This window comes from Aeromonas sobria (genome assembly GCF_050266975.1).
Classification (GTDB): domain Bacteria; phylum Pseudomonadota; class Gammaproteobacteria; order Enterobacterales; family Aeromonadaceae; genus Aeromonas; species Aeromonas sobria_B.
In genome coordinates this window covers 1-23,660 of sequence record NZ_JBKISU010000044.1, presented here as the reverse complement: position 1 = coordinate 23,660, position 23,660 = coordinate 1, and the positions used below count along the sequence as shown (strand labels likewise).

Annotated in this window: 16 protein-coding genes; 7 read left to right on the top strand and 9 right to left on the bottom strand. The window is 61.3% G+C overall.

From position 1 onward, the window contains the following. The 7 genes from ACLHZ1_RS19020 to ACLHZ1_RS18990 form a co-directional block, all read right to left on the bottom strand. Nucleotides 1–2,575 (bottom strand): retention module-containing protein (locus tag ACLHZ1_RS19020; RefSeq protein WP_427263353.1); only part of this gene is annotated, 2,575 nt, incomplete at its 3' end. A gap of 268 nt (nt 2,576–2,843) precedes the next feature. Further along, nucleotides 2,844–4,766 (bottom strand): EAL domain-containing protein, encoded by a 1,923-nt coding sequence (locus tag ACLHZ1_RS19015; protein ID WP_427263352.1) that lies wholly within the window; start codon nt 4,764–4,766, stop codon nt 2,844–2,846. A 3-nt stretch (nt 4,767–4,769) separates the two neighbouring features. After that, the gene (locus tag ACLHZ1_RS19010; protein ID WP_427263351.1) at nt 4,770–5,495 is read right to left on the bottom strand and encodes a transglutaminase-like cysteine peptidase; all 726 of its coding nucleotides are present in this window, start codon (nt 5,493–5,495) and stop codon (nt 4,770–4,772) included. 138 nt (nt 5,496–5,633) lie between these two features. Then, nucleotides 5,634–6,953 carry a TolC family outer membrane protein gene (locus ACLHZ1_RS19005; protein ID WP_427263350.1) on the bottom strand — a complete coding sequence of 440 codons (1,320 nt, stop codon included), beginning with the start codon at nt 6,951–6,953 and terminating at the stop codon, nt 5,634–5,636. 36 nt (nt 6,954–6,989) lie between these two features. After that, a complete protein-coding gene (locus ACLHZ1_RS19000; RefSeq protein WP_427263349.1) occupies nt 6,990–8,381 on the bottom strand; it encodes an HlyD family type I secretion periplasmic adaptor subunit in 1,392 nt (463 codons plus the stop codon). Further along, the gene (locus ACLHZ1_RS18995) at nt 8,374–10,518 is read right to left on the bottom strand and encodes a type I secretion system permease/ATPase (RefSeq protein WP_427263348.1); all 2,145 of its coding nucleotides are present in this window, start codon (nt 10,516–10,518) and stop codon (nt 8,374–8,376) included. The genes ACLHZ1_RS19000 and ACLHZ1_RS18995 overlap by 8 nt, the downstream gene beginning before the upstream one ends. A gap of 331 nt (nt 10,519–10,849) precedes the next feature. Next, nucleotides 10,850–11,779, bottom strand: coding sequence for a TIGR01212 family radical SAM protein (locus tag ACLHZ1_RS18990; RefSeq protein ID WP_427263347.1), 930 nt, complete (start codon nt 11,777–11,779; stop codon nt 10,850–10,852). Between the two features lie 612 nt (nt 11,780–12,391). On the opposite strand from ACLHZ1_RS18990, the gene gltB reads away from it, so the two are divergent. From gltB to ACLHZ1_RS18955, 7 genes are all read left to right on the top strand, one after another. Next, nucleotides 12,392–16,849: a glutamate synthase large subunit gene (gltB, locus tag ACLHZ1_RS18985; protein WP_427263346.1), complete on the top strand. Its 4,458-nt coding sequence runs from the start codon at nt 12,392–12,394 to the stop codon at nt 16,847–16,849. Nucleotides 16,850–16,860: 11 nt separating this feature from the next. After that, complete coding sequence (locus ACLHZ1_RS18980) at nt 16,861–18,276, top strand: FAD-dependent oxidoreductase (RefSeq protein WP_427263345.1); 1,416 nt, start codon at nt 16,861–16,863, stop codon at nt 18,274–18,276. A gap of 298 nt (nt 18,277–18,574) precedes the next feature. Beyond that, nucleotides 18,575–19,267 carry a 5'-methylthioadenosine/S-adenosylhomocysteine nucleosidase gene (gene mtnN / locus ACLHZ1_RS18975; RefSeq protein WP_427263344.1) on the top strand — a complete coding sequence of 231 codons (693 nt, stop codon included), beginning with the start codon at nt 18,575–18,577 and terminating at the stop codon, nt 19,265–19,267. Beyond that, the gene (locus tag ACLHZ1_RS18970; protein WP_427263343.1) at nt 19,264–20,226 is read left to right on the top strand and encodes a cobalamin biosynthesis protein; all 963 of its coding nucleotides are present in this window, start codon (nt 19,264–19,266) and stop codon (nt 20,224–20,226) included. Before mtnN ends, ACLHZ1_RS18970 begins: the two co-directional genes overlap by 4 nt. Beyond that, nucleotides 20,219–20,359 carry a hypothetical protein gene (locus ACLHZ1_RS18965; protein ID WP_427263342.1) on the top strand — a complete coding sequence of 47 codons (141 nt, stop codon included), beginning with the start codon at nt 20,219–20,221 and terminating at the stop codon, nt 20,357–20,359. The genes ACLHZ1_RS18970 and ACLHZ1_RS18965 overlap by 8 nt, the downstream gene beginning before the upstream one ends. A 126-nt stretch (nt 20,360–20,485) precedes the next feature. After that, nucleotides 20,486–21,325, top strand: coding sequence for a cobalamin-binding protein (locus tag ACLHZ1_RS18960; RefSeq protein WP_427263341.1), 840 nt, complete (start codon nt 20,486–20,488; stop codon nt 21,323–21,325). A 15-nt stretch (nt 21,326–21,340) separates the two neighbouring features. Then, nucleotides 21,341–21,727, top strand: a complete 387-nt coding sequence (locus tag ACLHZ1_RS18955) for a rhodanese-like domain-containing protein (protein WP_427263340.1) — start codon at nt 21,341–21,343, stop codon at nt 21,725–21,727. A 24-nt stretch (nt 21,728–21,751) separates the two neighbouring features. On the opposite strand, the gene fliB is transcribed toward ACLHZ1_RS18955, so the two are convergent. Both fliB and ACLHZ1_RS18945 read right to left on the bottom strand, forming a co-directional pair. Then, on the bottom strand, nt 21,752–22,921 hold the full coding sequence (fliB, locus tag ACLHZ1_RS18950) for a flagellin lysine-N-methylase (protein WP_427263339.1): 1,170 nt from the start codon (nt 22,919–22,921) through the stop codon (nt 21,752–21,754). Between the two features lie 172 nt (nt 22,922–23,093). Next, the gene (locus tag ACLHZ1_RS18945; protein ID WP_427263338.1) at nt 23,094–23,510 is read right to left on the bottom strand and encodes a hypothetical protein; all 417 of its coding nucleotides are present in this window, start codon (nt 23,508–23,510) and stop codon (nt 23,094–23,096) included. Nucleotides 23,511–23,660: the final 150 nt, after the last annotated feature.

Sequence of the window (23,660 nt, the reverse complement as noted above, 5' to 3'; positions counted from 1 at the left end):
AGCTGGCCACCACGCCACCACTCACCAGGCTGATGCCCCCCACGCTCAGGGTCTGTACCCCGTCCGGCGCGCTGATGTTGAAGCTGCCGGTGACCGTGGTCGCGTCCTTGGGATTGTCCGACCCCGCTGATTCGCCCGTACCCCGGTCTGCCAGCAGGTCATCTTCGTAGACGATGGCATCGCCCCCCGCCCCTTGCGGGATCAGGTTGGTGATGGTCACCTCGTCATCGTCGTTCTTGATGGCCAGGGTCAGGGTCGCCGTGCTCACATCCCCATCCGCGTCGGTCAGGGTGTAGGTGAACACTTCGCTGCCCGTGCTGCCCCCCGGCAGCGCCACGAATTGCGGATCCAGCGGCGCCAGGGTGTAGCTGTAGGTGCCATTGGCATTGAGCACCAGGCTGCCGTAGGTGCCGGTCAGGTTGGCCGCCGTCACCGCCGCACCATCGGCCCCCTGCACGTCGTTGCTGATGACGTTGCCGTTCAGCACCAGGTTGTTCTCGCTCGCCGTGGCCGGGTTGCTGTCGTTCACCGCCGTCGGCACGTCGTCGACGATCTGCACGCTCAGGGTGTTCGAGGCCGAGTCACCATCGCTGTCTGTCAGGCTCACCGCAAAGTTTTCAAACAGGCTGTTGTTGCCGTCCGCCGTCGGGTGCGCTTCGTTGTCCAGCAAGCTGTAGCTGTAGCTCACCAGCCCGGTGCCCGCGTCGTAACCGGTGATGGTCAGGGTGTTGCCCAGCGGGGTGGTCACGCTCTGCGGCAGGCTGGCCGCCACGCCACCACTCACCAGGCTGATGCCCCCCACGCTCAGGGTCTGTACCCCGTCCGGCGCGCTGATGTTGAAGCTGCCGGTGACCGTGGTCGCGTCCTTGGGATTGTCCGACCCCGCCGATTCGCCCGTACCCCGGTCTGCCAGCAGGTCATCTTCGTAGACGATGGCATCGCCCCCCGCCCCTTGCGGGATCAGGTTGGTGATGGTCACCTCGTCATCGTCGTTCCGAATGCTCAGGGTCAGGGTCGCCGTGCTCACATCCCCATCCGCGTCGGTCAGGGTGTAGGTGAACACTTCGCTGCCCGTGCTGCCCCCCGGCAGCGCCACGAATTGCGGATCCAGCGGCGCCAGGGTGTAGCTGTAGGTGCCATTGGCATTGAGCACCAGGCTGCCGTAGGTGCCGGTCAGGTTGGCCGCCGTCACCGCCGCACCATCGGCCCCCTGCACGTCGTTGCTGATGACGTTGCCGTTCAGCACCAGGTTGTTCTCGCTCGCCGTGGCCAGGTTGCTGTCGTTCACCGCCGTCGGCACGTCATCGAGGATCACGGCATCCAGACTGGCAGAGGTGGTATCCCCATCTTGGTCTGTGAGCGTGACCTGAAAACTCTCGGTCAGCTGAGTGTCATTGACCGGTTTTACGTGGCTCTCGTTATCTTGCAGGGTATAGCTGTAGCTGATGCTGCCGGCGCCCGTCACGGGATCGAAACTGATCGCGGTGATCTGCAGGTTATTGCCAAGGGGGGTGGTGATAGACTGCGGGAGTGTGGTCACGGTTCCGTTCGTGATCAGCGCCAGGCCGGCGATGCTGAGGGTCTGCACCCCGTCAGGCGCACTGAAGCTGAAGACCCCCCCTTGTGTCAGTGCAGCCGGGTTCGGATTGGTGCCATCGGCCAGGTTGGCATCGCTGACCACCAGCTCGCCACCAGCCAGGCCCAGCCCCGTCAGGCTGACCCCTTCATCGACGGGCGTGATGGTGATGGTCAGGGTGGAGTCCACCACATCGGTACCATCGGTCACGCTGTAGTTCACCGGCGGTACTGGACCGTCATAGTTCAACGCCGGCGTGAAGCTGTAGTCGCCGTTGCCGTTGACCGTGAGGGTGCCTACCCCCGGGATGGTGACAGTGGATCCCGCAGTCACGTTGACATTGTCCCCCCAGCTGAACAGGGTCACGCTGGCGGCGTCCGGTCCATCCGGGTTGCTGGCATTGTCGAGGAGGTTGCCGTTGAGCTGCCCGTCTTCCGCGACGCTGACCTGCTCGTCCAGATCACTCAACTCGTTGTCGAGGTCGGGCAGATCTTCTTGTATCCGGTCGATGGTCTGTTGGGTGTCATGGCTGGTGTCGAATCCAGCCTGGGCGATGGTCGCACCGGCGGTACGGCTGATGGTGACAAAACCACCGTTGCCGCTGGCACCAGCCACACCTCCTATGTCACCTCCCCCTGCGGCTGGGGCGCCACCGGCCGCAGCGGCTTCAAAACTCTGAGTCGGGTCGACCCCTTCCAGGATGGATTGTTGCAATGCGGCTATGTCATTGGGATCGAGCGATGTGCCAGTGCCATCTGGTGTTGCGGCATCGGTCGGGATATCCGCTTCGGGGGCAACCGAGGATCCCTGCGCCAGGGCGGCGGCTTCTTCCGGGGTGATCAGCACCAGCTTGGCATCATCACTCAGGGTCAACTGGGTGCCGGGTGGCAGTGTCTCGCCCCCTAGCAACGGACGGGTGCTGCCATCGGCGTTGACCACCAGAATGTCACCTTCCATTGAGGCAACGACGACACTCTTCTCGATCATTTGGGTACGCATAGCCTTGACTCCAACACAGAGGGTTTCGATGTATCAACCCTATGAGCGAAGCGCCAAGGTGTCCGTTGCAAAAATGTACCGGGTTCGTGTCAGAAGAGGGAAAAGCCTGAATCAAATCGAATGCTGGCTACTTGGCTCATGAAAACAATATGTTAGCGCGAGCCCCGAAAGGGTCCTTATAATACTTTTCGATATTGTTGCTTTTTGGTTACAACCAATGGTGATTAAAAAAGGCGCCCAGCGGCGCCCTTTTATGAGGCGACCAGCCTCAGATGGGGAAGGCAGGGTGAACGAAACCCTGATAGCCATCGATGTGCAGGCGGGAGAGCAGCTCGACCTGTTGCTCGTTCTCGACCCGGGTGGCGATGGTCATGATCCCTGCATTGTGCGCGGCGCGGCACACGGCGGCCAGGAAGGCGGTATCCGCCCCAGGCTCCATCACCTGGCTGGTGTAACCATGGTCCACCTTGACATAGCTGGGGGCCAGCTGCTCCAGATAGCCCAGCGACTGGAAGTGGCGACCATAGTGATCCACGCCCCACTGGAAACCCTGTTCCTGCAGCACGGCCACCAGCGCCTCGACCCTGGGTTGATGCTTCAAGATGGTGCCTTCCGGTAGCTCGAGCAGCAGACGATCCTTCAGGCCGGGGTGGCTGCCAAGGAAGCGGCCCAACCAGAGCAGGAACTCGTCGGAACAGATGGCCCCCGGGGTGATGTTGATGGCCAGCACCAATGCGCTCTCCTTGAGCAGCAAGGGCACGGTGGCCGTCAGCACCGCCTGGTCAAATTCGCTGCCCAGCTTGAACTGCTCGATGGCAGGCAGGAACTGGCCGGCATAATAGTCGTGACCATCGCGATGAATAGCCGCAAACAGCTCGGCGTGCAGCCGGGTGCCATCATCGAAGCGACAGGCTGGTTGCGCCTTGAAACGCCACAGTTGGCGGGCGATGGCATCTTCGACCAGATCCCGCCACGCCAGGCGTCCCATCATGCCCTGGGCGTGGCCACCCTCCATCACCACGGCGCCACGGCGTTCGTTGCGCGCCCGGCCGAGGGCATTATCCGCCTTGGTCAGCAGGCTGGAGAGGTCATCCTGGCTGTCGCGCCCGGCGATCCCTATCACGGACAAGGCATCAGCCTCACCCATGGGGTTGACCACCAGATCGGCGATCCGGCCGTTGATCCGCTCGGCCAGCTCTTGCAGGCTGGCCAGCTCGCTGGTCGGGCAGAGCAGGGCATATTCGGTGGCGGAGATACGGGCGATGGCCGCCCCGTCCCAGCCACTGAGTTCATCATTGAGGCTCTGGGCTATGCTCTTGACCATGTTGTCGCGAGCGGCGAAGCCCTCCTCCCGATAGATGTCGTCGAGCATGTCCACCGCCACCAGCAGTATGCCCCCTTCCCCGCCCTCGGCTATCCAGGCGTTGACCTGACCGACGAAGTAGGCCCGGTTGCCCAGACCCGACACGACATCCAGATAGACCCGTTCGCGCAGATGCTCGGCCTCTTGCGCCTGCTCCTTGAACTGGGTGGCCAGCTTGCCGGAGAGGGTATTGATGGCTTGCACCACCTGCTTGAGCTCTAGTGTGCGCGGCTCGGGGATCACATGGCCGAAATGGTGCAGCTCTATCTCCCGGGCCTGCTCCCGGATCTGGGCCAGGGGCTTGAGCAGATAATTGAGGGCACGCATCAGCAGCAGGGTCGTGACCAGGAAGCCGATGATGAACCAGCTCGCCAGATTGGTCATGCCCTGCCAGAGTTCGTAATAGGCTTGACCACTGTGGCCGACCACCTTGAGCTTGCCGAGCTGCAGCCAGCCAGAGGTGAGAATCGACTCATTGGATACCACAGGAAACAGCTCCAACCCCATGAACCAGGCGGGTACGCCCTGGATGCCATGGCTGTTGTCGAGCTCGATCACCTCCTTGGAGGCCAGCATGTCGAGTCGCACCTGCTGGTAATAGCCGCCATCAAACACGGCCTTGAGCACCGACTCGGCACTCACCTTGTCGCCATTCTCGAGATAGGGGGTCAGCGCCAACCCGAGGGAGGTGGCCGTGTTGATCACCGTGGTCTCCTGCTGCTGCGCCAGATAACTGCGGGTCGAATTGAACTGGACCCAGTAGGTCACGGCAAAGAGGAGCCCGAACAGCAGCAGCATGGTGGCCAGTAGTTGTCGATATAGCGTCATAGGTTACTCATCCAAATTCACCACAGGTCGAGCCAATCGCCCAGAAGTCATGCGATTGCGTAAATCATTCCATAATCCCAAACGTGAAGACTGCCCGGCCAGCTCCCCCTGACCACGGGCCTTCATCAACCACAGGTGACGACCATTGAAACTGTAGATAGGCAGCAAGTCGCTACGCTCGGTCGCCGGGCGTATGTCTCCTATCAGGTTATCCAGAATGATCGGCACGGATGACGGGGTCTCATAGTAGGCGACAACCATATGAAACTGGTTGTAATCCAGCGCCTTGACATACACCATCCGCATCTTCTCATCGTCGATGCCCAGCTCCAGCAGGGTAAAATACTTGGCGATGCTGAAGTCTTCGCAGTCCCCCCCCGCGGCCCCCAGAAACTCGAGGGGACTGGCCCAGTAATCCTGCTTGCGCCACAGCTTGCTGTCATCAATGAATCGCAGCTGATTGAAGAAACGATTCACCCGCTCCAGCTTCTGGCGCTCTGACCAGGCCGCCGCCCGGCTCTCCAGGGCAAGCAGGCGCCAGCTCGCGGTGCGTTTGCCCGCCCGCTCTCCATAGGTGTCCTTGGCCCGCTTGATGAGGGCCAGATCGGCATCCGTCAGCGGCTGACTCGCCGCCAGCAGCAGAGGAAGCAGGGCAAGCCCGCACCAGAGCAGATGTCGCCCCTTGCGATAACAGGGGCTGAGCCAACGCCCGATTGGCCACGATGTCACATCTTTCCCCTACTCAACGGGCTACCCATCACATGAGGTGCAAGATACAGGAGATGAGAGCGACATGCTGCCCCCTGATACTGGGGTGACGACAAGCAGATTGTCATCACCCCCGACACGCAGCATAGGTTCACTGCATCAGTTCTTGGCTTGCCACTCGGCGGGTTGCTGCACCTGCATGGCATTGAGCAGGCTGCCGGTCGCATTGAGGATGCGATAGTCAGCCAGGAGGGAGTCATACTGCGCATTGATATAGCTGCGGCGCGCCTCGAACAGTTCGTTCTCCGTGTTCAAGACATCCAGCAAGGTACGCTGACCCAGCCCGAACTGCTTCTTGTAGGCCTGGACAGTGTCATAGCTCGCGTCCACATGCTGTTGCAGGTAGATCTTCTGCTGATCCAGAGACTGCTTGGCATTCCAGGCCAGACGAGTCCCTTCCTCCACCTGACGGAACGCATTGAGGTGAATGTCTTTCGCCTGGGAGTAGAGCGCCGAGGTGGCCTTGCTCTCGGCCAGATCGGAACCGCCGCGGAACAGGTTGTAGCGCATGCGCACCATGGCGGTCAGGTCGTCATTGCGCCCCTTGATGGCATCGATGTCCTCGTTCCAGTTCTTGTCCACCTCGATGGCGACATTGGGATAGAAGCCGGACTTGGCGCCTTCATGCTGGTACTTGGCCGCCTCTATGTCCTGCAGGGAGGAGAGCAGGGTCGGGTGCGCCTCGGTCGCCGTCTTGAGCGCCGTCTCGATGGTCGCGGGCATCAGGCTGGCATCGGGTACCGGCTGAACCAGATCCTTGGGGGTTTCGTTGACGACGCGAATGTACTCACTCTCTGCATCGCGATAGTTGTTCTCAGCCGCGGCCTGGTTGGCGTAGGCACGGGCGACCCGGCCCTCAATCTGGGTCTGGTCCGCGGTGGAACCCAGCCCGGAGTCGGTGCGCTTGCTGATGTCGCTGCGGATCTGCTCATGGGTCGCCAGGTTGTCCTTGGAGAGCTCCAGTATCTCTTGCTGGCGCAGCATGTTGAGATACACCTCGGCGGTGCGCAGCGCCGTGTTCTCCGCTTCCGAGATCATGGCCAGCCGCTGGGCATTGGCCTCGGCCTCGGTGCGGGACACGTTGTTGCTGACATCGAAGCCGTCAAACAGCATCTGACGCAGGCTCAGGCCCGCCTCCTTGCGGGTCATGCTGTCATCGACGCCCGGGCCGCCCACGCGAGTGGTCGGGCTGTCGGTCTCTTCATAGCCGACCCCGGCGCGCAGATCGACGGTGGGATAGTAGCCCCCCTTGGCACCATCATGCTGATGCATGCGAGCCTGGTAGAGATCAAATGCCTCCTTGATTTTGGGGTGGGTAGCCAGCGTCTGAGCAACGGATTGCTCCAACGTTTGGGCCTGAGCCAGGCCCGGAAGGAATACAGCGCCACTCACAATCATGGCAACAATCGTCTTTTTCATAATATCTCCAGTCATATGTTTTTATTAATTGTTGGCTTATCGTTCCCTCAATGCCGACTGCTTGGCCCTCAATATTGGCTTTAGCAAATAGTCGAGGACACTCTTTTTACCCGTAATGATATCTGCACTGGCCAACATACCGGGGATGATGGGCAGTGCATTGGTCTCATCCCCAAGATAACTCTTCTCCGTTCTAACTCGCACCAGATAAAAGGAATTACCCTCCTCATCTTGAATGGAATCGGCACTAATCTGTTCTACCTTGCCATGCAGCCCGCCATAAATGGTGAAATCATAGGCGGTAAATTTCACCACGGCTTCCAGACCTGGCCGCAAGAAGGCGATGTCCTTGGGTGATACCTTGGCCTCAATCAGCAGTGTATCCTCAAGCGGTACTATCTCCATCAGGTCCATGCCTGGCTGGACCACCCCACCCAAGGTATTGATTTTCAGCTTCTTGATCGTTCCCTTGAGGGGAGCAACCACGCTGGTCCTATCGACCCTGTCCCGCAATCCCACCTGACCGGCGGAGAGCTGGCCCAATTTCCCCTGCCGCTCGTTCAGCTCGGTCTGGGCATCGGCGCGGAATTTCAAGGCAATGTCATTGCGTTTGGAGATGGCCTCACGCAATGCCGAATTCAATTTGGGAATAACGAGCCGATTGCTCTCCAACTCCCCCTGCATGTCATTGACCTGGCGCTCGAGCTTGATCAATTCCACCTGAGGCACAATGCCCTCTTTTGCCAAGGGGCGGCTGATATTCAGCTCCTGGCGGGCAAGATCCACACTGCGGCTCACGGTGCGTATTTTCGCGTTGAGCTCGATTAATTCCTGCTCTTTCTGCTCTATCTGCTGGCCCAGAATATAGAGCTGGTTCTTGAGATTGTTGAGCCGATCATTTTGCGCCGATACCTCACGGGCCGCATATTCGGCAAACACGTTCTCGAACCCTTCCGGGAAATCGATGGCTTGCTTGTCGATCACCACCTGTTCACGCCAGCCGATGTTGCGGTCACTCTTGACGATGACGCTGCGGATCTCGGCCCGCAGTCGGGCGATGTCGCCCTTGAGGGTGACCAGTTCCTGTTCACGCTCGCGAAAATCGGAGCTGAAGCGGGTGTCATCGATGCGCAGCAAGGGCTGCCCCTTCTCGACTATGTCTCCCTCCCTGACGAAGATCTCCTTGACGATCCCTCCCTCCAGGTTCTGGATCACCTGCAACTGGCGAGACGGGATCACCTTGCCCTGTCCCACCGTCACCTCGTCGAGCTTGGCCCAGGCCGCCCACACCAGGGCACTCATGAAGAAGATGAAGCAGCACCAGAGCAGCACCCTGGCCCGGGTCGGCGTGCTCAGCAGCACGGCGGCGGCGCCATCATCGACGAAGGTCAGATGCTCCTGGGCGGGCAGCACCGCTTTCTTATCCATGGGATGCCTCCTGAACCCTAACCTTGCCCTCTTTGAGCTGTTGCAACACCTGCACCTTGGGACCATCGGCCACTATCTTGCCCTGCTCCATGACGATCACCCGGTTGACCACGTCCAGCATCAGGGTCTTGTGGGTGATAACGATCAGGGTGGTCTCGGGCCCGAGCCGGGCCAGCTCCTGCTTGACCTGCTGCTCGGACTGATTGTCCATGTTGGAGGTCGGCTCATCCATCACCAGGATGGGCGGATCATTGAGCAGGGCGCGGGCCAGCAATATGGCCTGGCGCTGACCGCCGGAGAGCTGACGCCCTCCCTCGCCTATCTGCCTGTCCAGGCCGTTGGGATCCCGGTTGGTGAAACTGGTCACCCCGGCTCGCTTGGCGGCGCGCAGCACCTTGGCATCATCCACCAGGGGATTGCCCAGCATGATGTTGTCCCGCACCGAGCCAAAGAAGAGGGTCACGTCCTGGGGCACGCAGCCGATGTTGCGGCGCACGGCCGAGGGCGCCAATTGATCGAGCTCGAAGCCATCGAGCCGCACCGAGCCATCGGTCGGGCGATAGAGCCCCATCAGCAGCTTCTCCAGCGTGGTCTTGCCCGCGCCAATGCGTCCTATGATGGCCACCTTCTCCCCCGGCTCAATCTTGAGATTGATGCCGTGCAGGGTGCTGGTCTCCATGCCCGGGTACTTGAAGGTCACGTTTTCGAACTCGATGCGCCCCTCTATCACGGGATGGTGCACATACTGGCGCCCCTCCTCCTGCTCGCCCGGGGTACTCATGATGCCCTCGAGGATGGTCAGGGCGGAGCGGGCCTGGTTGTAGCGGGTGGAGAGCACGGAGAGCTGCACCATGGGGGCGATGGCACGGCTCGATAGCATGACGGCGGCGATCATGCCCCCCATGGTGACCAGGCCGTCGGCGATCTGGTAGACGCCGACGATCACCAGCCCCACGGTGACCACCTGCTGGACATAGCTGGCCAGGGAAGACATGGAGTTGGTGATGCGCCGGGTCTGTACGCCCCAGGTGGAGATATGGGAGACGGCCTGCTCCCAGCGGTGCTGGAACATGCTCTCGGCGCCGAAGATCTTGACGGTCTCGAGACCGGCGATGCTCTCCACCAGGTTGGCATTTTTCTGGGAGGCGAGCCGCGATCCCTCCTCGATGGATTGCTTGAGGGAACCCTGAATATAGAAGCTGTATGCCAGCAGGATCAGCATGGCGACGATGGGCACCACCACCATGACCCCGGCAAACAGCCAGATCACCACCAGGAAGAGGATGGCGAAGGGCAGGTCGATCAGGGTCGAGACGGTGGCCGAGGTGAAGAACTCGCGCACCGACTCGAACTCCTGCAGATGCTTGGCGAAGGCACCGGTGGAGGCGGGTCTGGATTCCATTCGCATCCCCATCACCTTGGCGAAGATCTTGGCCGAGAGCAGCACATCCGACTTCTTGCCGGCGATGTCGATGAAGTAGCTGCGCAGCTGACGCATCACGAAATCGAAGGTGAACACCACCACGGCGCCCACCGCCAGCACCCAGAGGGAATCAAATGCCAGGTTGGGCACTATCTTGTCGTAGACGTTCATGGTGAACAGGGGACTGGCCACCGCAAACAGGTTGATGAGGATGGAGGCGACCAGCACGTCGCGATAGATGCCGCGGGACTCCAGCAAGGTGCTCCAGAACCAGTGACCGTCCCGGGTCTCCAGTACCTTGGGGGAGCGTTCGTCGAAGCGAAACTGCTTCTTGACGAAGAAGAGCCGCCCCAGGTACTCGTCACCGAGCTGGGCCGCCGTCAACCACTGGGCCGCATCACCGGCCTGGGGAAAGATCACCTTGGCCTGGCTGCGGTCCTCGCTCCACTCCAGCAGGATGCAGGCACCGCCATTGCGGGTCTGCAAGATGCAGGGCAACAACAGGGAGGAGATCTGATCCAGGGGCTGCAATACCTCCCGCGCCGACAGCCCGGCCCGCTCGGCGGCGCGGCTGAACAGGGCGGTAGTCAGGCGACCCGACACCAGGGGCAACCCTGTGGTCAAGGCATCCTTGCTGTTGGGCACGCCGTAGAAACGGGTCAGGAAGACCAGGCACTCCAACAACTCGTCGATATGGTCGGTTTCTGCTTGCATATTGTCCTGTTTATAGATGAGGCTGGCGCTCGGCTTATCCGGGCTCCCGCAGCGCCAATCAGGGGATTTGGGACCGATGACCGCACGTGACAAGCCAAATGTGATTCTCGTTCGCCACCCTCCTTGATCACACATCGACAGAGGAGAGATGTGTCACCTGGCCCCCTCAATGCCATATAGAGAGGGTGGCAGCAACCAGCCGATGCGGACTAAACAGTGATGGTCAAACGAGGCACATTACCAGCTCAGCGCCCTGAAAACTATAGAGCAAAGTCTGATTTTCCATCTAATAACTCACTGTTTAATTAGCCAAATATGACAAATTTATCAGCTACTGGCTAGTCGGTAGGAAGGGGCGTCCCACCCCTTGCCCTTGCGGGCCCGATTGGGACAACCCCTCGGCGATAAGACTCATGGCTGTCCAACGGTTCTCGCACCAGGCGGGGGCGAGCAGGGTCGGTCGCCGGGCTGACGCCGAGACGCGGTGATAGACCACCTCGGGCGGGGTCTGCTGGATCATGGCGATCGCCGCCGCCACATACTCCTCCAGGGTCGGCACCTCGAGACGCCCCGCCTGCCAGGCCTTGCCGAGGATGCTGCCCGCCACCACGTGCAGGGGGTGCAGCTTTATCCCCTCCACCCCGGTATCGACCACCTGGCGCAGGGTCTGCACACTGTCCATGGCGCACTCCCCCGGCAGACCGACGATGAGGTGGGTACACACCTTGATGCCGCGCAGGTGGGCGCGGCGCACCGCATCGGCGTAGGAGTCATAGCCATGGCCGCGATTGATCCGCCTGAGGGTCTGGTCGCTGGCGCTTTGCAGCCCCAGCTCCAGCCACACCTCATAGCCTTGCTGCTGATAACCCGCCAGCAGATCCAGCACCGCATCCGGTACGCAATCGGGCCGGGTGCCGACACACAGCCCCACCATGTCGCTGACCGAGAGCGCCTCCTCATACATGCGCTTCAAGTAAGCCACCTCGGCATAGGTGCTGGTATAGGCCTGGAAGTAGGCGAGATAGCGCCGCGCCCGGGTCACCTCGTCGCGGCGGGCGTGCAGCTGGGCCACCACGGAAAGCTGCTGGGCCGACTCGTCGGCGAAGGAGGAGACGTTGCAAAAGGTACAGCCACCTCGGCCCAGGGTGCCGTCCCGGTTCGGGCAGGTGAAGGCGCCATGAATGGAGAGCTTGTGGATCTTCTCGCCATGGCGGCGCTTGAGATCCTGCCCCAGGGTATTGACCAGCTCGTGTAACTGCATGACGTTTCCTGATAAAACCGAAATTGTACAAGCTCGGTTGGTCACCATGCTGAGCTGGATCAAGAGTCTGGCGGGTGTGAAAACATATAAATATTCATGCTAGAGCGAATAAATATCCTCAAAAGGGACTTTATCAGAACCCATCCTGGCGATGACGCCAAGAATACCGTGGTGAAATAGTCGTGAGAGAGAGGTGTAAGTTTTTGTTTATAACAACAAATCAATGGCTATACCGAAGAAAACCAAAAGCAAGCCTCAGGAGAGAGAAGTGTGATCAAACTCATTCACACCAGGAGGGGGTTGGTAAGATTACTACAATCCCACAGGGGTGTTGCCTGAACTGAAAAAACGCACCAAACGTCATGATTGAACTAAAAAACAAAGCAATGACAAAACAAAAAACCACCAAACCCCACTATCGTCGATATGCAGCCAGATTTTGTTATGCTGCTGTAACAACGAAAACATCTGACTTGTCCAATTGACCTGCTGCAAAATTCCCATTAGTTTGGAGGTTCGCCACGTCAGGCGGACGGAACCACAAGAGCCAATCGCAATTTATGCAATCTGTTGATGACAGTGCGATGGAAGGCCGAGCAAGGGAGAAATGCAATGTCACTATATGATCCAAAGCTGGAGAGGGATAACTGTGGCTTCGGCCTGTTGGCCCACATGGAAGGGGAAGCCAGCCACAAGCTTGTCCGTCTCGCGATGTCAGCATTGGCTCGCATGCAACACCGCGGCGGCATCTCCGCCGATGGCAAGACCGGCGATGGCTGCGGCCTGCTGCTGCAAAAACCCGACAGCTTCTTTCGGGCGGTCGCCGAAGAGAAGGGATGGCATCTGGGCCGCAAGTACGCGGTCGGCATGCTGTTTCTCAACCCGGATCCCGTGCTGGCCCAGCAGGCCCGCGACATCATCAATGAAGAGCTGGAACGGGAAACCCTGAGCCTGGTCGGCTGGCGTCAGGTACCTATCGACACCCATGTGCTCGGCCCCATCGCCAAGGCCTCCCTGCCCAGCATAGAGCAGGTGTTTGTCAATGCGCCCCCCGGCTGGGTCGACAAGGATCTCGAGCGCCGCCTCTATATCGTGCGCCGCCGCATCGAGAAGCGCATCAGCGACGACTACTTCTACGTGGTCAGTCTCTCCAACCTGGTCACCGTCTACAAAGGGCTCTGCATGCCCGTGGACCTGCCGCACTTCTATCTGGATCTCGCCGACATCCGCCTGCAATCGGCCATCTGCGTGTTCCACCAGCGCTTCTCCACCAACACCAGCCCGCGCTGGCCGCTGGCGCAGCCGTTCCGCTATCTGGCCCACAACGGCGAGATCAACACCATCGCCGGCAACCGCCAGTGGGCCAAGGCGCGCAGCTACAAGTTCGCGACACCGCTCATTCCGGATCTGCAAGAAGCCGCCCCCTTCGTCAACACCACGGGCTCCGACTCCTCGAGCCTGGACAACATGCTGGATCTCTTCCTGGCCGGCGGCATGGACCTGTTCCGTGCCATGCGCCTGCTTATCCCGCCCGCGTGGCAGAAACACCCCAACATGGATGAAGATCTGCGGGCCTTCTACGACTTCAACTCCATGCACATGGAGCCCTGGGACGGCCCGGCCGGCATCGTCATGACCGACGGCCGCTACGCCACCTGCGCCCTGGACCGCAACGGCCTGCGCCCGGCCCGCTACGTCATCACCAAGGACAAGTTCATCACCCTCGCCTCCGAGGTGGGTACCTGGGACTACACCCCGGACGAGGTGCTGGAGAAGGGCCGGGTCGGCCCGGGCGAGCTGTTCGTGGTGGATACCAGCAACGGTAAGGTGTGGACCAGCTTCGAGATCGACGACGATCTCAAGAGCCGTCACACCTACAGGGAGTGGATGGGCAAGCACTGCAAACGCCTGGTGCCGTTCGAGCAGATGGATGACGCCAACACAGGCGCCCGCGAGCTGGACGACGATCAACTCAAGACCTATCAGAAGCTGTTCGGCTACTCCTACGAGGAACTGGATCAGATCATTCGCGTGCTCGGCGAGAACGGCCAGGAGGCCGTCGGCTCCATGGGTGACGATACCCCCATGGCGGTGCTCTCCTCCCGTCAGCGCACCCTGTACGACTACTTCCGCCAGATGTTCGCCCAGGTGACCAACCCGCCCATCGACCCGCTGCGGGAAAATCACGTCATGTCCCTGGCCACCTGCATCGGCAGCGAGCAGAACGTCTTCAACGAGACCTTCGGCCATGCCCACCGGGTGCTGTTCCAGTCCCCCATCCTGCTCTACTCCGACGTCAACCAGCTCAAGGCGCTCGAAGGGGAACACTACCGTCATCTGGTGATCAGCCTCAACTACCGCCCGGAAGAGGGGCTCGAGGCCGCGATAATGCGTGTCACCGAGGAGGCCAAGGCCGCGGCCCGCGCCGGTACCGTGCTGCTGGTGCTGTCGGACAGGGACATCAGCGCCGACACCCTGCCCATCCCGGCCGCCATGGCGGTGGGCGCGGTGCAACGCACCCTGGTGGACAACAACCTGCGCTGCGACGCCAACATACTGGTAGAGACCGCCAGCTGCCGCGATCCGCACCACTTCGCCGTGCTGCTGGGCTTTGGTGCCACCGCCATCTACCCCTATCTCGCCTATGAGACCCTGGCCAAGCAGGTGGAAGAGGGCGTGCTCAAGATGAGCCTGCGCCAGGCCATGCTCAACTACCGCAACGGCATCAACAAGGGCCTCTACAAGGTGATGTCCAAGATGGGCATCAGCACGGTGGCCAGCTACCGCTGCTCCCAGCTGTTCGAAGCCATCGGCCTCTCCCAATCCGTCATAGAGACCTGCTTTCGCGGGGTATCGAGCCGTATCCAGGGGGCCGATTTCAACGACATCCAGCAGGATCAGCTCAATCTGGCCCGCACCGCCTGGCTCAAGCGCAAACCCCTCAACCAGGGCGGCCTGCTCAAGTTCGTCCACGGCGAGGAGTACCACACCTACAACCCGGATGTGGTGCAGACCCTGCAAACCGCGGTGCGCTCCGGTGAATACAGCGACTACCTGCACTATGCCCGCCTGGTCAACGAACGGCCGGTGGCGACCCTGCGCGATCTGATCGGGGTCAAGCAGGGCCAGCAGGCCATCTCCCTGGACGAGGTGGAGCCGGCCACCAACCTCTACCAGCGTTTCGACTCCGCTGCCATGTCCATCGGCGCCCTGGGCCCCGAGGCCCACGAGGCCCTGGCCATCGCCATGAACCGCCTCGGCGGTCAGAGCAACTCCGGCGAAGGCGGCGAGGATCCCAAGCGTTTTGGCACCGAGAAGAATTCGCGCATCAAGCAGGTGGCCTCGGGGCGCTTTGGCGTCACCCCCCACTACCTGATGAACGCGGACGTGGTGCAGATCAAAGTCGCCCAGGGCGCCAAGCCCGGCGAAGGGGGCCAGTTGCCCGGTGACAAGGTGACGGCCCAGATAGCCCAGCTGCGTTACTCCGTGCCCGGCGTGACCCTGATCTCGCCGCCGCCCCACCACGACATCTACTCCATCGAGGATCTGGCCCAGCTCATCTTCGACATCAAGCAGATCAACCCGAGCTGCCTGGTGTCGGTCAAGCTGGTCTCCGAGCCCGGCGTCGGCACCATCGCCTGTGGCGTGGCCAAGGCCTATGCCGACTTCATCACCATCTCGGGCTATGACGGCGGCACGGGCGCGAGCCCCATCACCTCAGTCAAGTATGCCGGCTCCCCCTGGGAACTGGGGCTGGCCGAGACCCAGCAGGCCCTGGTCGCCAACGGCCTGCGCCACAAGGTGCGCCTGCAGGTGGATGGCGGTCTCAAGACAGGTCTGGACATCATCAAGGCGGCCATCCTGGGTGCCGAGAGCTTCGGCTTCGGTACCGGCCCCATGGTGGCGCTGGGCTGCAAATACCTGCGCATCTGCCACCTGAACAACTGTGCCACCGGCGTCGCCACCCAGGACGAGAAGCTGCGCCGCGAGCACTTCACCGGTCTGCCCGAGATGGCCATGAACTACTTCAAGTTCGTCGCCCACGAGACCCGCGAACTCATGGCCCAGCTCGGGGTCAGCCAGCTGACGGATCTGATTGGCCGCACCGAGCTGCTGGAAGCCCTGCCCGGCCTCACCGCCCGCCAGGCCAAGCTGGATCTCTCCGGCATCCTGGCCAAGCCGGTGGCGGTGGCAGGCTCCAGCCTGTTCTGCCAGCAGCACAACCCCACCTTCGACAAGGGGCCCCTGAACCTGCGCATGGTCGAAGACCTGCTCGAGGCCGTCGAGACCAAGAGCGGCGGCGAGTATCGCTACGACATCCGCAACACGGACCGCTCCGTGGGGGCCCGCCTGTCCGGCGAGATCGTGAAACGTCACGGTAACCAGGGCATGGCAGCCGATCCGGTACGGGTCCACTTCAACGGCACCGCAGGCCAGAGCTTCGGCGTCTGGAACGCGGGGGGCCTCGAGATGATCCTCACCGGGGACGCCAACGACTACGTGGGCAAGGGCATGACAGGCGGCAAGCTGGTGGTCAAACCCCATGTGGGCGTATCGTTCAAGTCCCACGAGGCGGCCATCATCGGCAACACCTGCCTCTATGGTGCCACCGGCGGCAAGCTCTACGCGGCCGGTACCGCGGGCGAGCGCTTCGCGGTGCGCAACTCCGGCGCCCTGGCTGTGGTAGAGGGCATTGGCGACAACGGCTGCGAGTACATGACAGGGGGTATCGTCACCGTGCTGGGCGAGACCGGGGTCAACTTCGCGGCGGGCATGACAGGTGGTTTTGCCTATGTGCTCGATTGCGATGGCAACTTCGCCAAGCGCACCAACCCCGAACTGGTGGAACTGCTGGAGGTGGCGAGCCTCGCCATTCACCAGGAGCACCTGCGCGGCATCATTACCGAACATCTGAACGCAACCGGCAGCTCACGTGCCGAGGAAATTTTGGCCAACTTTGATTCCTATGTGCCGAAGTTCAAGCTGATCAAGCCCAAGTCCAGCGACGTCAAGTCCCTCTTGGGCCACACCAGTCGTTCCAGTGCAGAACTCAGAATCCAGGCGCAGTAAGGAGGGAACCTATGAGCCAGAACGTATTCCAGTTTATCGATGTTCAGCGGGTCGACCCGCCGAAGAAGCCGCTCAAGATCCGCAAGATCCAGTTTGTGGAGATCTACGAGTCCTTCAACCAGGCCCAGGTCGGCATGCAGGCGGATCGCTGCCTCGACTGCGGCAACCCCTATTGCGAGTGGAAGTGCCCGGTGCACAACTACATCCCCAACTGGCTGAAACTGGCCAACGAGGGGCGCATCCTGGAGGCGGTGGAGCTCTCCCACCAGACCAACAGCCTGCCGGAGGTGTGCGGCCGGGTCTGCCCGCAAGACAGACTCTGTGAGGGTGCCTGCACCCTCAACGACAGATTCGGCGCCGTGACCATAGGCAACATCGAAAAGTACATCACCGACAAGGCGTTCGAGATGGGTTGGCGCCCGGATCTCTCCAACGTGGTCCAGACCGGCAAGCGGGTCGCCGTCATCGGTGCGGGCCCGGCGGGCCTGGCCTGCGCCGACGTGCTGGCCAGAAGCGGGGTCAACGCCGTGGTGTTCGACAAGTACCCGGAGATCGGTGGCCTGCTCACCTTCGGCATCCCCTCCTTCAAGCTGGAGAAAGAGGTGATGCAGCGCCGCCGCGAGATCTTCGAAGCCATGGGCATCGAGTTTCGCCTCGAGACCGAAGTGGGCAAGGATGTCTCCTTCGCCGACCTGCTCGGCGAGTTCGATGCGGTCTTCCTCGGGGTGGGCACCTACAAGTACATGAAGGGCGGGTTCGAGAACGAGACTGCGCCGGGGGTCTATGACGCCCTGCCCTACCTCATCTCCAATGCCAACCGGCTGCTGGGCTTCGAGAAGGCGCAGAGCGACTACATCGACTTCGCCGGCAAGCAGGTGGTGGTGCTGGGGGGCGGTGACACCGCCATGGACTGCGTGCGCACCGCCATCCGCCAGGGGGCCGACAAGGTGATCTGCGCCTATCGCCGCGATGCCGAGAACATGCCTGGCTCCAAGCGAGAGGTGCAAAACGCCCGCGAGGAGGGGGTGGAATTCATGTTCAACCTGCAACCCATCGGCGTCGAGCTGGATGCCCATGGCCGCACCTGCGGCATCAGGGTGGTGAGCACAGAGCTGGGGGCCCCCGATGCCAACGGCCGCCGCAATCCAGTGGTCATTGAAGGCTCCGAGCAGGTGCTGGCCGCCGATGCGGTGGTGATGGCATTTGGCTTCCAGCCCAACCCCCAGCCCTGGATGGCGGAGTATGGTATCGAGCTCGACAGCCGCGAGCGGATCCTCGCGCCAGAGCAGAATGACTTTGCCTTCCAGACCACCAACCCCAAGGTGTTCGCCGGTGGCGATGCGGTGCGGGGCTCGGATCTGGTAGTCACCGCCATCTACGAGGGCCGCAAGGCCGCAGAGGGGATCATGGACTATCTGGCGGTCTGAGCCGCCTCTGCTCAGGACCCCAGCAAACAGCCCCGCATCTGCGGGGCTGTTTCTTTGCAGGCCTTGAGGAGGGCCGTGGGGCGCCCGGCTCGGATCGGGTGCCGCCGGCCCCAGTGCCGCCACGGGCCCATGGGCAGCCCCCCACTCTCATCCGGGGCCATCGGCCGCGCCCTCGCCCCTGCGGGGGCGCTTTTTTATGCAGACGCGCGGCCAGGGCCGCCTCATCGCTGGGCTTGGCACCATTTTTTGCTATGATTGCCGCAACTTAGCCGGGCTATGCCCATAGACGAGGTTTGCGATGAGAGTAGGTATCATAGGCGCCATGGAGCAGGAAGTTGCCCTGCTGCGCGGCCAACTGAGCGACATGACCACCACCAGGGTCGGCGGCTGCGAGTTTTACTGCGGCACCCTGGCGGGCAAGGAGGTAGTCCTGACCCGCTCCGGCATCGGCAAGGTGGCCGCCAGCGTCGCCACCAGCCTGCTGCTGGAGAAATTTGCCCCCGACTGCGTCATCAACACCGGATCCGCCGGTGGCTTCGCCCAGGACTTGCACATAGGTGACGTGGTCATCGCCAGCGAGATGCGCTTCCACGACGTGGACGTGACCGCCTTCGGCTACGAGATGGGTCAGATGGCCCAGCAGCCTGCCGCCTTCCCCTGCGATGACAAGCTTATCGCCCTGGCCCAGGCCTGCATCGCCGAGCAAGGCAAGCACCAGACCCAGGTCGGCCTCATCTGCACCGGCGATCAGTTCATGTGCAAACCCGAGGCGATCGCCAAGGCCCGCGCCGACTTCCCGCAGATGCTGGCGGTGGAGATGGAAGGGGCCGCCATCGGTCAGGTGTGTCACATGTTCGGCGTCCCCTATCTGGTGGTGCGCGCCATGTCCGACATCGCCGGCAAGGAGCAGGTGGAATCCTTCGACGCCTTCATCGAGGTCGCCGGTCAGCACTCCGCCGAGGTGATCCTCTCCCTGCTCGGCAAGCTGTGATCCCGCTCCCCTCCTCCGACACCCTGGCCATGATGGCCGCCACACCGGCGGCCATCATGGCGGCTGCCGCCCTGCTCGAGGCCCTGCTGCCAAGACCGGAGTGGCTGCGCCTCTCCGCCGCCGAGCCCCTGCTGGCTCGCCTCGGCCACAAGGTGCATCGCCCGGACGGGAGCCCCCGGGCCCAGTGGCAGGCCGGGGTACTGGCCCTGCTGGTGGTCTGGGCGCCCTGCGCCGCCGGGCTCTGGGCAGTGCGCAATCTCTCCCTCAGCGAGCCCCTGTTTGACTTGCTCTGCCTGCTGCTGCTGATAGAGTCTCGCCCCCTGCACACCCTGGCCAGTGCCGGCGGCGCCCTGCTCAAGGGGGATACCCTGCCCCTGGCGCGGCTGCAAGCCGCCCCCTGGCTCAGGCGCGAGACGGGCAAACTCTCGGCCATGGGGCTCGCCAAGGCCCTGTGCGAAGGCACCCTGCTGCGCCTGCTCGGAGGTTGGGCCGGCCCCCTGCTCGGTTTTGCCCTGGCCGGCGTGCAGGGGGCGCTGTTCTGGCGCCTCGCCCAGCTCGGTCACCTCGCCTGGAGCGGCAAGCAGGCAGCGTTCGCCCACTTCGGCCGCCCGGCTGCGGCCCTCTATCAGGCCCTGATCGCCCCGGCAGCCCTGCTGCTGGCCCTGCCCGCCCTGTTCCCCCGTCTCAAGGAGGGGGGACGGGCATGGCGCCATGGTCTGACCCACTGGCCCCACCCGGCCGCCGGCGCCCTGCTCGCCGCCCTGGCCTGCCAGTCTGGGCTGCGCCTGGGCGGGCCCCGTTACTATCAGGGAACCTTGGTGAGGCTGGCGGTGCTGGGGGATGGGGGCGATCCCGACCGGGATAGCCCGCGCCGACTGCTCACCCGGCTTCAGTGCATCGGCTGGGGATGGCTGGCCCTGGCGCTGCTGATCACCCTGGCGGGAGGCAGCCATGGTTAGACGTGGCACCGCCCTGACGCGGCTCTGGCTGCTGCCCACTTGCTGGCGGGAGGCAGCCATGATTAAACGTGGCATCAATCTGACGCGGCTCTGGCTGCTGGCCCACTTGCTGGCGGGAGGCTGCCATGGTTAAACGTGGCATCAATCTGACGCTGCTCTGGCTGCTGGCCCACTTGCTGGCGGGAGACAGCCATGGTTAGACGTGGCATCAACCTGACGCGGCTCTGGCTGCTGGCCCACTTGCTGGCGGGAGGCGGCCATGGCTAGACCAGCCATAGGTCTGACGCTGCTCTGGCTGCTGGCCAGCCTGGCGACCGCCAGCGGGCAGGCCGCCGAGCCGCCCCGGCGCATCATCAGCCTCACCCCCCATCTGACCGAGCTGCTGTTTGACATGGGGGCCGGGGATCGCATCGTCGCCACCGACGATGCCTCCGACACGCCGCCCGAGGCGCGCACCCTGCCCCATGTGGCCAATTACCGCAGCATCAATGTCGAAGCCTTGTTGGCGCAAAAGCCCGATCTGGTGGTGGCCTGGCGCTCGGCCCAGTCCCGCATGCTGGCCCCCATCGAGCAGCTCGGCATCCCGGTGTTTTATTCAGAGCCCACCGATTTCGCCTCATTGGGTCAGGAGATCCGGGCCCTGGGAGCGCGGCTGGGGTTGCAGCAGAGTGCCGACGCCCAGGCCGACGCCTATCTGGCCAGGCTGGCGGCGCTCAAAGCCAGATACGGCCATGGCGAGCCGGTGCGCGTCTTCTATCAGCTCTGGTACCCGCCGCTGACCAGCGTCAGCGGCGTCGCCTGGCCTGCCCAGGCCATCACCCTGTGCGGCGGCGACAACCTGGTCGCCAACGCCGCCAGCCCCTACCCCCAGGTGGGATTGGAGCAGATCATCAAGGCCGATCCCCAGCTCATCCTCGCCGGCAGCCGGGATGAAGAGGCGCTGGCCCACTGGCAGCAGTGGCCCAGCCTGACTGCCGTGAAGGAGCGCAGGCTTGCCCTGATCAACCCGGACGAGCTGCACAGATTCACCCCGCGGGCACTCAACGCGGTCGAACAGGTGTGCCTGGCCATCGCCGCGACGCGCACCTCCCTCCCCTAAATAAGGATGTCACCCATGGCCCTTTTACCCCGAGCCTGTCTGTTGCTGCTGTGCGCCGTCCTCGCCAGCCCCGTCTTGGCGGCCGTCCCCATCGACAACCAGACCCTGCAAAGCTGGCAGCAGCAGTCAGGCAAGCGCCCCCTGTTGCTGGATGTGCGCACCCCGGCGGAATTTGCCGAGGGGCACATTCCCGGCGCCATCAACATCTCCCACGAGCAATTGCGCCCCCGTCTGGCCGAGCTCGGCGATGACAGAAGGCTGCCGATCGTGGTCTATTGCCGCAGCGGCCGACGGGCCGCCCTGGCACAAGCCGAGCTGGAAAAGGCCGGGTTTGGCCACGTCTATCACCTGAGCGGCGACTATCCGGGCTGGGTGAAGAGCAGACAGAGCACTCAGCCATAATCCTGACGAACATCTAACCCCGTATTAATCATTGCCCGTCTTTAATAGTGCATACAGCGTAATATCGCTGGCCAACCCCGATTGCTGCAGGCCTTGCGTCAATACGGTCAAGAACTTGGGATTGTGCTGGCGGAGTGTATGATAGCTATAAAATAGATCCGTAATATCGCGCTCGGTGAGTGGTGCCTCATCCATCGCGATCAAGGATAAATAACTGCGCAGCAAGAAGTAGTCTGCAATGAGAACCTGATAGGCTACTTGTGGGGCGTCATATCCAGCTGGGAACTGATTGTGGTAGACATGATAAAGCAAATAATTTTGTTGAATATGGGGGCGATCCGCCAGAAATGGCACTACCTTCTGGTGCCAGCTTTGGTGTATCAGCAGCAGCTTGTCCTCATTAAACTCTCCCTCTAACACCTGATTGATCTGATTCAAACAGCGCACTATCGTTGCTCTCCCACGGCGCGGCTTATTCTGTACTAACAGATGTGTCAGGGTACGTAAGGCCCACCACTGGACTTTACCGATGAACGGAATTTGAGAGAACACCTCGCTTAACTGACCATCATTGATCATGGGAGCCAATTGTTCGATAAATGCCTGATTTGATCCCTTGCCTTCATCCCTGTGCACCAACATACCGATCAGCCACAGCTTGTCTTCTATTGTCATACCATCGGCAAGCAGCACATCGATACTCAATGAATGCAGGGTATCAATGGTGCTGGGCACGGGAGAGACCCTGACCTGCCCCTTGAATGGGGTGACTTCAACCATCATGGCATCTGGATTCAAGAGCACCTGCCTGCTCACTTCCGGGCAGGAGAGCATCAGGCTTCGTCTGTGCTGGACACCAAATTGCTGCAGTTGCCTGGGGTAGGTCTTACAGGTGTGACTCAGTGCCTCGGCACCCATCTTCTTATGCACATTGCATAATCCGACGCCGTCCAGAAAGGGACAGGCGCCAGACTCATCCATGCGGATAGTCCCCCAGTGAGCATCTGATTTTTTCACTTTCTCAATATGCTGCTTGGCCGTGCTTTGAATCAGCTGATCGGGATGGCTGACATAGTTACGATAAGTCTTCTTGTCGATGGAAATCGTCCATCCATGGCAGCAATTATCCTCACACTTGTCGCCAATACACTGAAAATCTCGGTAGTACCTGGGGGTGACCAGGGAATGGGTCATGCTGATGTCCTCAAGAAAATATTCCGGATGTGCCTACACCTCTTGGTGTAGGCACAAGATGCTTGCAATATACATGCCATGACATCAGCAAATAATCACCTATTTAGTATCAGCAAGACAATTGTATTGCCACTGATGGAAAGCGCAGCCAAAGAGCACCACATGATGGCGGCTAGCTGTCTTTGGCATTCTCAATTTGTTTTATCTCTACGATATCACGGGTTTTGGGTGCAGGGATCAGGCTGATAAACCGAGCCAGACTCAACAGTGTCATGAACAGGCCCACTGTGGCGTGGAAGAGAAGGACGAATGCGGCCAATGTGTTTTTGGGGAATAAGTTAAAATCGCCAAATGACGTCATTGTGATGAAGCTGCTATAAATACCACCAAAGACTGTCCCGGCTCCCGGCTGCCATTTATGTTCGAAATCAGCAACCATCACCGTATATGTGCACGCAAGCCAAAGAATGATTTCAAAGTAATTATGCAGCAACAATAATACAATACGGCGGTAGCCCTCCAATCGATATTCACCGCCCGCCTTGACTACCCGGTACTCATCAAACAGCAAGACGTTCGTCTGGTACACGACGATCTCAAAGGTTCGAAGAAACCCTTAACCATCCCCTCATATGAGCGAGGCGTGGCGCGGCTTCTGAGGTATGATCGCCATCCTTGACCAGCTAATACCCAACAGACTATCCCCATGTTTAACCACGAACTAATCCTCAACCACATC